The sequence below is a fragment of the Kitasatospora sp. NPDC028055 genome, from assembly GCF_040637885.1.
Lineage (GTDB): Bacteria > Actinomycetota > Actinomycetes > Streptomycetales > Streptomycetaceae > Kitasatospora.
The window spans coordinates 1-12,250 of the sequence record NZ_JBEZXE010000025.1 but is presented as its reverse complement, the minus strand read 5'-3'; the positions used below and the strand labels follow the sequence as shown (position 1 = coordinate 12,250).

At 71.0% G+C, this 12,250-nt stretch carries 4 protein-coding genes; 2 read left to right on the top strand and 2 right to left on the bottom strand.

Annotation, left to right across the window (positions count from 1 at the left end; genetic code table 11):
• Positions 1 to 20 precede the first annotated feature (20 nt).
• Positions 21 to 983 carry an aldo/keto reductase gene (locus AB0F71_RS23480; protein ID WP_360237649.1) on the top strand — a complete coding sequence of 321 codons (963 nt, stop codon included), beginning with the start codon at positions 21 to 23 and terminating at the stop codon, positions 981 to 983.
• 63 nt (positions 984 to 1,046) lie between these two features.
• On the opposite strand, the gene AB0F71_RS23475 is transcribed toward AB0F71_RS23480, so the two are convergent.
• Together AB0F71_RS23475 and AB0F71_RS23470 are read right to left on the bottom strand one after the other, a co-directional pair.
• Positions 1,047 to 1,607: a hypothetical protein gene (locus AB0F71_RS23475; RefSeq protein ID WP_360237647.1), complete on the bottom strand. Its 561-nt coding sequence runs from the start codon at positions 1,605 to 1,607 to the stop codon at positions 1,047 to 1,049.
• Between the two features lie 231 nt (positions 1,608 to 1,838).
• Complete coding sequence (locus AB0F71_RS23470; RefSeq protein WP_360237645.1) at positions 1,839 to 6,281, bottom strand: LamG-like jellyroll fold domain-containing protein; 4,443 nt, start codon at positions 6,279 to 6,281, stop codon at positions 1,839 to 1,841.
• 401 nt (positions 6,282 to 6,682) lie between these two features.
• Here AB0F71_RS23470 and AB0F71_RS23465 point away from each other — a divergent pair.
• On the top strand, positions 6,683 to 12,250 hold a 5,568-nt coding region (locus tag AB0F71_RS23465; RefSeq protein ID WP_360237643.1), incomplete at its 3' end, for a hypothetical protein.

The window sequence follows — 12,250 nt, the reverse complement described above, 5'->3', positions numbered from 1 at the left end:
ACCCGGGGAGGGGAACACTGATGCTGCACCGCAGCCTGGGAGTTGACGGACCGAAGGTGAGCGCGCTGTGCCTCGGCGCGATGACCTTCGGCACCACCGTGGACGAGCGGACCGCCACCGCGATCCTCGACCGGTTCACCGAGGCCGGCGGGACGTTCATCGACACCGCGAACAACTACGCCTGCTGGGCCCCCGGCGGCACCGGCCACGAGAGCGAGGAACTCCTGGGCCGCTGGACCGCCCGCCGCCGCAACCGCGACCGGCTCGTCCTCGCCACCAAGGCGGGCGCCCGTCCCGTCCCCGGACTGCCCTACCCCGAACACCTCGAAGGCCTCTCCGCCCCCGCCCTGCGCAGTGCGGCCGAGGGCAGCCTGCGCCGGCTCGGCACCGACCGGATCGACCTCTACTACGCCCACGTCACGGACCCGGGCACGCCCGTCGAGGAGACCATGGGCGCCTTCGCCGGCCTGGTCGCCGACGGCAAGGTCACCGCCCTCGGCTGCAGCAACCACCGTGCCGCCGACCTCGCCGCGGCCAACGACCTCGCCGACGCGCGGGGCTGGCCCGGCTACCGGTGCGTCCAGCAGCGCCACAGCCACCTGCAACCCCGGCCAGGCGCGGACCTCGGCATCCAGCGGCACGCCGACCGGGCCCTGCTGAGCTACCTCGCGGACCGGCCGGACCTCACCCTGCTCGCCTACTCGCCGCTGCTCGGCGGCTCCTACACCCGCCCCGACCGCCCCCTGCCCGAGGAGTACCGGTGGCCCGGCACCGAGGCCCGGCTCGCGGCGCTGGCCGAGGTCGCGGAGGAGACCGGCGCCACCGTCAACCAGGTCGTCCTGGCCTGGCTGCTCGGGCACCCCGTCCCCACCGTCCCGGTGATCGGCGCCGGCTCGGTCGCCCAACTGGAGGAGAGCCTGGCCGCCCTGGACCTGGCCCTCGACCCGGACCAGCGCCACCGCCTGGACACCGCGGGCAGTTGAGGCGGGCAGTCGGGCAGTCGGGCAGTCGGGCAGCCGGGCAGCCGAGTTGAGCCGGGCGGGCCGTCAGGGCCGCCCGGTCCCGGTCCCGGTCGCGGGGCGCCGGATCGAAGGCGCCCACCGCCACCGACGGCCGGCCGGGCCGCCCTCGGCGCCCGCCGCGCGGGCCCCGTGCACCCGGCGGCGGGCCTGCTCGGCGAGCCCGCGGGTGTCCGCGGTGGTCCGGTCGAGGGCGGTCGCCACCAGGTCGACGGGCAGCCGGAACACCTCGTGCAGCACGAAGGCGACCCGCTCGGCGGGGGCCAGTGCGTCCAGCGCGGCCAGCAGCGCGGGTCCGACCGACCCGTCCGCCGGCACCGGGTGCCCCGGCCCGACCGCCACGTCCGGGAGCCGCCGGGGTCGCGTGTCCCGCGCACCCAGCAGCCCCAGGCAGACCCGCCCGGTCACCGTGGTCAACCACTCGGCGAGGTCCGCCACCTCCGCCGGATCGATCCGGCCGAGCCTGACCCACACCTCCCGCACCGCGGCCTCCGCCTCCGCGTGCGAGCCCAGCAACGGGTACGCGAGGGCCCTCATCCGCGGCCGCAGGTGCTCGAACTGGCCTGCCTGCCGGTCCTGCTCGGGCACGGTCACACTCCTCGGCTCCGGAGGGTTCGTCACCGACCGGTAGCCCGGCCGTGGCTGGACCTTACTCGGAGAAGCAGGTTGATCACACCGGGTGGTGCCGGGCAAATCTCCGGGGAGGTCCGACGCCGGTCGTCGGAAACGACGCCGTCCCCCGCCGGAAACGACGCCGTCCCCCGCCGGATGGACTCCCGGCGGGGGACGGTGCTCTGCGGTGCTGGGGTCGAACGGGTGTTACACCGTCTGCTGGGCCTCGAAGATCCAGTGCTCGTTCCCCTGGTCGACGCACTGCCAGACGTCCAGGCCCCGGCCGTTGGTGGTGTTCCAGGCGCTGAGGTCCAGGCAGAGGCCGGACGCCGGGTTGTACAGCGAGTTGTCGTAGCGGCGGGTCCAGGTCTGCGAGCCCGGGTTGCTGCCGCAGTCCTGCGCGACGACCGGGGTGCCGTTGACGGCCGCGGCGTCCGCGGTGCCGAGGCAGAGCCCGGAGATCGGCATCTTGATCCGGTTGTCCTTGGTCATCACGAAGTGCTGGCTGTCGCCGTTCCAGCAGTCGTAGATCCGGAGCTGGGCACCGGCGTTGCCACCCCAGTTGTCGAGGCACTTGCGGCTGTCGACCGCGCTGCGGATCTGGATGGCCGAGTCGGTGGTGGCGAGCGTGTTGGCCTGCTGGTCGGTCAGCGCGTACGGGTAGGCCCGGACGTCGCTGATCGCGCCGTTGAGCAGGTCACCGGGGGTGGACTTGTTGTAGGTGACACCGCCGATGTTCAGGCTGCCGGGGGCGGGCTTCCAGCCGCTGGGCATCTTGTCGGAGCCGACGGCCGCGCCGTTGACGTACAGCGTGATGGTCGAGGTGTCGGCGTTGAACGTGCCGGTCAGGTGGGTCCACTGACCGACCGCGGCGTTGGTGCGGCCGCTGTGGTCGTAGGCGGAGTACCAGGCCGTGGGGTTGGTGCTGTCACTGCTCGGTGCGACGAAGGCCCAGTTGTGGAAGGACTTCGAGTACTGCAGGTAGAACGGGCTCGCCACGTCGCCGGTGAGGGAGACGGCGGTCTCGAAGGAGTCGAGGTTGTTGACCTTGACCCAGGCCGAGACGCTGTAGCTGCGGGTGGTGTCGAGACCGCCGTTGACGGGGGCGGTGGTGCGGTAGACCGACGCTCCGTCGAAGGCGGTGGCCTTGTTGGCGGTGCGGTTGTGGTCGGCGGTGAGGGTGGCCCCGGTCGGGTAGCTGTTCTTCGGGTCGTCGCCGTTGCGGTAGAGCTTGTTGGTGTCACCGCTGTCGCCGCTGGTGCGGCCGTCGAGCACCCACTGGGCCGGGTTGACGGCGGTGTTGGCGACGGTGTTGGGGCCGACCTGCCAGGTGTAGCCGGCGGTCGGGGTGCCCGCAGTGGTGACCTTGCCCCACCAGATGTCGACGGAGCCGTCGGCCTTGGTACCCCAGAGGGCGGCGTTGCCGTTGCCGGTGAGGTCGCCGTCGGAGCCGAGGGTGGTCCAGGTGTCGCTGGGCACCCCGCCGATCTTGGTGGTGCTGGCGATGCCGGTGAGGGTGGGGACCATCAGCGGCTTGCCGGTGGGGTCGTTGACGGGCTGGCCCTGGTTGTCGGTGGCCAGGACGGTGCCGGTGGTGAAGGTGAGGCCGTTGAGGTCGTCCTTGGCGGCGTCGGCGGAGGCGGCGAGGTTGCGGGTGAACAGGCCGGGGTGGCCCTGCTTGGCCCAGTCGCCGGGGGTGATGAGCTCCTTGTCCTTCCAGCCGGTGGCGGCGAGGCGGACGGGCTTGCCGAGGGTGTTGGCGTTGGTCGCGGGGTAGTACCAGAGGGCCGCGTCGGTGCCGTTGTTGGTGCTCTCGACGGTGAGCAGGCCGGTCTTGTTCTTGAAGCCGAGCTTGGGGTCGAGGTCGGTGTTGACGGGGTCGCCGAGGGCGGCGATGCGCAGGGTGGTGGACCAGTCGTTGGCGTTGTAGCCGGCGGTGGTCAGCCAGGAGCAGTCCTCGGTGGCGGTCTTGGCGCACTTGGGCTTGGCGAGCGGGACGGGCTTGTCGATCCGGCCGTAGACGCCGGTGTTGCCCGGGTTCGGGTAGACCCAGAGTTCGCCCGCGCCGGGTGCGTGGGCGATCACGTCGTCGATGTTGTTGCCGCCGGTGAGGGTGCCGCGGTGGGTCAGCTGGATGCCGTTCCACCCCTTGCCGCCGGGGGCCTCCGCCGGGAGGGAGACGGCCGAGACGGACGGGCTCTTGGCGTTCGGGTTGCCCGGCGGGTTGTACGCCCGCAGGTAGCCGGCCTGGTCGGGCGCGAGGATGTCGGGCGCGCCGTCGCCGGTGACGTCACCGAAGACCGGCGGCGGGCCGTCCGGGTTCCACGGCACGTAGAAGGAGTACTGGGCGACCGGGGAGACGTTGCGGGCGTTGTCCATCACCTGCAGGTACAGGATGTTGGTGCCCCAGCGGCCGGGGGTGACCGGGATCCCGCCCTGCGGCATCGAACCGCCGCACGACCAGCCGACGTTGGCGAGCTGCGGGTCCCAGCCCCAGCGGGCGCAGACCACGCCGGAGGCGTTGCCGCCGGGCGCGGGGTCGGTCGCGGTGAAGGGCACCAGGCCCTGCTCGCCGACGTGCTTCTTGGTGACCTGGCCGTTGCCGGACGGCGGGAACCTGTCCGCGAGGTCGGCGGCCGACAGCACGGTGTTGGCGTCCGGGACGGAGAGGGTCGGCGGGGTCAGGTCGACGCCGAAGCGGCACATCGGGGTGGAGGCGGACATCCGGACCAGCTTGTCGGTGGCCATGGTGCCCCAGCCGTAGACGTGGCCGTCCTTGATGACGCTCGGGTTGACCTGGAAGACCGCGTTCCCTCCGTTGGTCACCTCGGGGGTGTAGCCGGAGTCGACGTCGGCGCTCAGGTCCGCGTAGTCCCAGATGTGGGTCCAGGCGAACAGTGAGGTTTGGGCGTTGCTGCTGACCGTCGCGTTGAGGCTGACCGACCCGTTGAAGCCCGAGGAGGAGTTGAGCCAGCCGATCGAGTTGCCGTCACAGCCCTGGTTCTCGGCCCACGGCACGGTCGTCGAGGGGACGGGCCAGGCGTACGGGTTGGTCGGGGTGTTGGGGACGCGGTCGTACTCGACGACGACGGCGGGGTTGTAGGTGAGGCGCTTGAAGGCCATCTTGTCGGACTCGTTGTGGGCGAAGAGTCCGAAGGTGAGGGTGTCGTGGCTGGGGGCGTACTGCTGGTAGGCGCCGGTGACGTCGTAGTCGAACTGGGTGTTGCCGCCGCAGCCGCTCTGGCCGGCGCCGCCGACGTCGGCGCTGCCGGTCCAGGCGACGACGCCGGGGGTGTTGTTCCAGCTGGTGCTGTTGTCGATGGCGCCGGTGAGGGCGAGGTCGACCTGGTACTTGTTGGTGCAGGACATGTCGGCGGACTTGGCCTCCCAGACGGACAGGACGGCCTTGTTGATGACGATGTCGTTGTACCAGCGGGTGTCGAACTGGAAGTAGGAGCGTTCGATGCCCTTGTCGGTGCGCCAGCCCTGGTAGCCGACGCCCGGCTGGGCGTACTGGTCACCGGTGTTGGCGACGGTGCGGCCGAGGTTGGCGGCGCCCGGGTAGGCGGACTGGGTCCAGGTCCAGGCGTTGGCCTCGCGGCGGTCGTAGATCCAGCCGGGGTCGATGAACCAGGGGCCCTGGCCCTTGCCGAGGACGGTGTCGTCGGTGGTGAGCTCGACGGCGTCGCCGGAGACCGCCGTCTTCATGGTGGCGACCTTGGCGTTGGTCCCCGGTGCCTCGGCGGTGCTGGTCTGCTCCGGGGTCTGGCCGTCGCCGTCGCGTTGGGCGGCGGCGGACTTGCCCTTGACCGCGGGGGCGCCCGTCGTGCCGCTGTCCCACATCTGCGGGGCGGAGGCGTGCCAGCGGGTCTTGCCGTCCTTGGTGGTGGCGGATAGGTTCCCGGCGTCGTCGGCCTTGACGGTGACGCCCTTGGCCTTGGTGGGGAAGCGGACCTTCTTGAGGGCCGGGTTCTTGGCGGCCTCGGCGGTCTTGACGACGAGGACGGTGGAGAGGCCGCCGAGCTTGGAGGCGGTGACGCGCAGGTCGATGCCGGGGGCGACCTCGGGGTAGACCAGGGCCTCGCCCTTGGGGTCGAGGGTGGGCTTGGTCAGTGGGAAGGGCGAGTCGATGGTGAGGGACTCGCCGTCCGGGCTGGTGAGGGTGCCGAGCGGTCCGTCTCCGCCGCCGGAGAGGTGGACGCCGGCGACGGCGGTCTTCGGCCGGTAGCCGCCGTGGTCGTCGGCCACCAGGGTGCCGTCGAGGTCGGCCCAGGCGTTGTCCTGCTTCACGCGCTGGGGGTCGGCGTGCTGGGTGCGGGACAGGTGCCCGGCGGGGGTGGCGACGGTCTCGCTGTACTCGTCGGTCAACTCCGGTACGGGGACGGGCTTTCCGGTGCGCTTGGCCTCGGCGATCGCCTTGTCGGAGGCGATTTGGGGCTTCTCGCCCGCGAACTTGGCGTCGCCGGCGGCGATCCGGTCGGCCAGGTCCTTCGGGATCGCCCCGGGGGTCTGGCCGGCGGAGGCCGCGGGGGCGCTCGGGGAGTCGGCGGCGAAGGCCAGCGGCGCGATCGGTCCGACGGAGGTCAGCGCGAGCACGAGGGCGACCGCGACGGCGTGGGAACGCCGGGGCGGATGCCCGGTTCTGCGCATGCCGGAGGAAGCTCCGGACGGAGCGGACATGGTGAAGCCCCTTCGAGGAGAGGAGAGACCGTCCGGCCGCGAATGGCGACCGGATCCGGTTCGTTCGTGAAGGACCTCAGCAAGCTGCCGCATTAGCTGGTTGATCGTCAATTGCTATATGCGGCCGGGATGTCCGCTTTGACGGACCGTCCGCCGATTTCGTTCGACTGTGATTTGAATCACATCCTCAGGGGATCCTCAAGCCGCTCGACCACCGGATCGTCAGCCCCCTACCCTCCAGCGAGACTGTCCGCGCCGAGTCGCGGTGCGGACTTCTCAAAGGGGTGGAGATGTCCTCTTTTCCCGAACGACCACCCGGTGAATCCGGGTGGGACCAGTCGCCGTCGAGATGGCGTAAATCCCAATTGTCATTGGTCGGTTCGTTCGCGGTGCTGGCCGTTCTGGCGGCGCCGCTCGGCACCGCGGTAGCGGCCCCTGCGGGCGGCGGCGCCGACCACGGCCGGATCTGGTCGCCGCCCGGCACGCCGCTGCCGAAGACGGCCTCGGTGCACGGCGCGGCGGACAAGGTGAAGTCGACCTCACCGCCGACCGGTTCGCCGAACTGGGTGCCGCCGAAGTCCCTGCCGCAGCCGAAGAGCGGCAGCGCCGAGGTCGCGCTGGACGCCGGCGCCGGTGCGTCCAGGCAGGCGGGTGACCTGCCGGTCTGGCTGGCCCCGGCGCCGGGGGGCGGGGCCGCGCCCGCCGCGCCCGTGCGGGTGAAGGTCGCCGCACCGTCCGCGGAGTCCGCGAAGGGCGTGCAGGGCACGGTCGTCACGCTGACCCGCGACGGGGCGGCGGAGGCCGGCAAGGTCCAGGTCGGGATCGACCTCGGCGCGATCGGTGTCGGCGCGGAACTCGCCGCCCGGGCCCGGCTGGTGGCGCTGCCCGAGTGTGCGCTGAGCACACCGGACGCGGACGGCTGCCGGGTCCGTACGCCGGTGGCCTCGCACTACGACGAGAAGTCGAAGCGGCTGGTCGCGGACGTCGACCTGCCGGCGGTGGGCGGGACGTCGAAGGGCTCGCGGGCGGAGTCCGCGGCCGCCGCCGAAGCGCCCGCAGCCTCGGGTCAGGTGCTGCTGGCGCTGGACGCCGCGCCCTCCGGCGGGACCGGCACGTACAGCGCCACACCGCTGGCCTCCAGCCAGAGTTGGACGGCGGGCAGCACGTCGGGCTCGTTCACGTACAGCTATCCGATCGCGCTGCCGCCCTCCCTGGGCGGTGGCGCTCCCACGCTCGCGCTCGGCTACGACTCGGCCTCGGTGGACGGCAGGACGGCGTCGACCAACGCCCAGGCCTCCTGGATCGGTGACGGCTGGGACCTGAGCGCGGGATTCGTCGAGCGCGGCTACCGCGGCTGCGACAAGGCGGGCATTCCCGGTTCGGGCGACCAGTGTTGGGGCGGTCCGAACCTGACGCTGTCGCTGGGCGGCCACTCGGGTGAGCTGGTGCCGGAGGACTCCTCGTGTGCCGCCGGGACGGCGACGGACGAGCAGTCGCGGTGCAAGTGGCGGCTCAAGGGCGACGACGGGACGAAGGTCGAGTTCCTGACCGGCGCGAACAACGGCACCTGGAACGGCTCGTACCTCAAGGTGACCGACACCTCCGGCACGGTCTACTACTTCGGGCTCAACCAGCTTCCGGCGGCGGACGGTTCGCCGAGCAAGACGGGGCCGGAGAGCAAGTCGGCGTGGACGGTTCCGGTGTACTCGCCGAACCCGGGTGACCCGTGCTACGACGGGTCCAAGGGCAAGGGCTCCTGGTGCCAGACGGCGTGGCGGTGGAACCTGGACTACGTGGTCGACGCCCACGGGAATCTGACCACGTACTCCTACACGCCCGAGACCAACTGGTACGCGCGCGGTGGCGCGCAGAACGGCGGCAAGGGCACGAACACCGCATACACGCGGGGCGGGGTGCTGGCCGCGATCACCTACGGTCAGCTGCTGTCGGACCAGTTGGGCGCGGGCGGCTCCTACCAGGCGGCGGCGCGGGTGGACTTCGACTCGGGTGAGCGGTGCGTCTCGGACGCGGCGACCTGTGACCCGGCGAAGCGGACGGCGGCGAACGCCGCCAACTGGCCGGACGTTCCGATGGACAAGCAGTGCCAGGAAGTCGGTGCCTGCACCAACTACGGTCCCACGTACTGGTCGACGAAGTGGCTGAACGCCATCACCACCTCGATCCGTTCTGGCAGCACGTACCGTCCGGTGGACAAGTACGAGTTGACCCATGTGTTCAAGACGCCGCAGAACGCGACGGAGAACGCCCCGATCGCCTGGCTGCAGTCGGTGAAGCGGACCGGTAAGGACACCGCCAACGGGCAGGCCGAGCAGGCGCTTCCGGCGGTGACGTTCGCGGACCTGCTGCTGCCCAACCGGGTCGACGGCCTGGTGCCGGCGCGGCCGCGCTACAACCGGCCGCGGCTGGCGGTGATCACCACGGAGACCGGCGGCAGCATCCTCGTCTCGTACAAGCAGGACCAGTGCTCGCGCACGGCCGGGCGGATGCCGCCGTCGGCCGACAACAACACCAAGCCGTGCTTCAACGTGAAGTGGTTCGACACCCAGGTGCAGTCCACGGTGGACGACTGGTTCCTGCGCTACCCGGTCGACACGGTGACCGTGGACCCGAACGCCAACCTGATCTCCGGTTCGGTGCCGATGACCACCTCCTACACCTACGGCCCGGCGGCCTGGCACCGCAACGACAGTCCGCTGGTCGAGTCCGACTACCGGACCTGGGACCAGTTCCGGGGCTTCGCGAGCGTGACCGCGGTGACCGGTTCGGGCAAGGACGGGCCGCAGGCCATGTCGACCACCAGCTACTACCAGGGCATGGACGGCGACCTCAAGGCCGACGGCAAGCCCAGGGGCGCCTCCGTCGCCGGGATCAAGAGCGGCAGCCGGACCGACTACGACTGGATGTCCGGGCAGGTCCTGGAGTCGGACACCTACGCGGACGCCTCGGCCGACGCGGGCTCGCCGGTGTCGTACACCGTCAACTCGTACGAGAACCCGGTGGTGACGGCCACCCACAAGCGGGCCGGCCTGCCGGACCTGGTCGCCCGCTACGGCGCCACCAAGGTGACCACCGCGGCGACCGCCGCGACCACCACCGGCACCCGCACCACCACGACGGTGTCGAACACGGACGCCGGGAACAACAACCGGGTCACCACGTCGCTGAGCACGGCCGACGGCACCCCGGACGTCTGCACCCGCTACCGGTACGCGGGCGGCGCCAACCCCCAGATGACCGGCCTGGTCTCCGAGCAGCTCGTCGTCTCGGGCGCCAATGCCTGCACCGCGGACGCGAACGCCTCCAACACCGTCTCCGACACCCGCACCCTCTACGACGGCCAGGGCTTCGGCAGCGCCGGCGCCAAGGCCGAGGTGACGGGCAAGCAGGTGCTGAACGGCTACGACGCCAACGGCGCCGCGCAGTTCGTCACCACCGCGACCAGCACGTACGACCAGTACGGCCGGGTCACCTCGGTGACGGATCCGACGGTCACCGACGGCGCCAACCCCAACGGCGCGGTCACCACCACGACGTACAGCTCGGCCAACCCGGGCGAGCTGCCGAACCAGGTGGTCACCGGCACCCCGGCCCCGGCCGGCGCGCCGGACGCGGGCACCGCCCGCACCAGCACCGTCACGCTCAGCCCGGCGCGCGGCCTCGCGCTCACCTCGACGGACCCCAACGGCCGTAGCACGACCAGGACCTACGACGGTCTCGGACGGGCGAAGGCGGTCTGGTCCCCGGGGCAGAACACCGGCGGCAACGCGAACGCGACCTTCGACTACGCCGTCAACGGCACCTCGGGGCCGTCCACCGTGACGACCAACTCGCTGCGTCCCGACGGCAAGGCCTACGGGAAGTCCGTGCAGATCGTCGACGGCCTGGGACGCACCGTGCAGACCCAGGGCGACCCGGCGATCTCCGCCTACCAGGGCCGGATCGTCTCGGACACCTTCTACGACTCGCAGGGCCGGGTGGGCCGTGCCTACGGCGCCTACTACGAGGACACCAACAAGCCGAACACGACCCGGTGGATCCCGGACGGCGCGATGGTGCCCAACCAGAGCGTGGTGCAGTTCGACGGCCAGGGCCGGGTGGTGAGCACGCAGTTCGTGGCGCTGGGCAAGCCCCAGACCACCACGACCACGGCCTACCCCGGCGCTGACCGGGTGGACGTCTCGCCGCCCGCCGGTGCCACCGCGACCAGCACGGTCACCGACGCGCGCGGGCGCAAGACCCAGGTGTGGCAGTACCGGACGGCCACGGCGACCGGCAACCAGGCCGACGCGGACGTCACCAACTACACCTACACGCCCGGCGGCCAGGCCGCGACCCGGACGGATTCGGCCGGAAACACCTGGAGTTACACCTACGACCTGCGCGGGCGTCAGGTGAAGGCCGACGACCCGGACACGGGCGTGTCGACCCGGACCTACGACGGTGCGGGGCAGTTGGCGACGACGACGGACGCGCGTGGTCAGACGGTCGCGATGACGTACGACCTGCTGGGCCGCAAGACCGGCACGTTCAACGGTTCGGTGACCGCGGCGAACCAGCTGACCGGTTTCCTCTACGACACCGTGGCGAAGGGCCAGTTGACCTCCTCGACCCGGTATGTGGGCGGCGCTGGTGGTTCGGCGTACACCAAGTCGGTCGGTGAGTACGACGCGGCGTACCGTGCGACCAGGTCGACCGTGTCGATCCCCGGCAGTGAGATCGGCGGCAGTGGTCAGGTGAACTTCGACTACTCGGCCGCCTTCAACCCGGTCAGTGGTTCGCTGGTGTCGGAGACGCGTGCGGCGGCGGGTGATCTGGCGCAGGAGGCGGTGAACTACAACTACGAGGCGTTCGGTCAGCTCAACGACATCAGCGGTGCGGGGTACACCTATCTGCGGCAGGCGGACTGGGACGCGTACGGGCGCAACATCCGTGACACGATGAACCCTTGGGGGACGCAGGTCGTCTCGACGAACACCTACGACGAGTCGACCGGGCGTCTGCTGACCCAGTACGTGGACAAGCAGACGGCCACCACCGGCACCGTCCAGAACACCACCTATGCGTACAACCCGGCGGGTCGGGTCACGGCGGTGCGGACGATTCCGGACAACAGTCCGGACCGGACGGATCTGCAGTGCTTCACGTACGACTACCTGGGCCGGCTGACCACGGCGTGGTCGGACACCGGGCGGCTCAACCAGCCCACGCCGTCGCTTGCCGGGCAGGGGTCGTGTGCCAATGCGACGCCCACCAGCGGGGCTTCGACGGCGGGTACCACCACCGTCGGCGGCAGTGCGCCGTACTGGCAGGACTACAGCTACGACGCGGTCGGCAACCGGACGAAGCTGGTCATGCACAACCCGACCGGTGACACCTCCAAGGATCTGACGATCGACCAGTCGTTCCCGGCGGCGGGTTCGCGCAACGTGCCGACCACGGCGGCGGGCACGGGCGGCGGCACCGGTGGTTCGCACGTGCCGACGGCGGTGAAGTCGACGTTCCCCAACAACGGGAGCACTCCGGGCAGTTACCAGTACGACGCGGCGGGGAACACGACGAAGATCGCGAACCCGGGGGCCAACAAGGCCCTGGGTGCGGGTTTCGTGCTCAACCCGGGTGAGTCGGTGCGCTCCAGCAGTGTGCAGCTGACGATGCAGTCGGACGGCAACCTGGTGCTGACCTCGTTGCGGACCGGTCTGGTGACGTGGTCGACGAACACGGGCAACCACCCGGGTGCGTGGGCGACGATGCAGGACGACGGCAACTTCGTGGTCTACGACCCCCAGCGGGTTCCGCTGTGGTCCTCGCAGAGCTGGGTCGGCCCGAACAGCAAGTACTTCGCGGTCGTCCAGGACGACGGCAAGTTCATGGTGTACGCGCCGGGCTGGGTCCCGAAGTGGGACTCCCACACCTGGAAC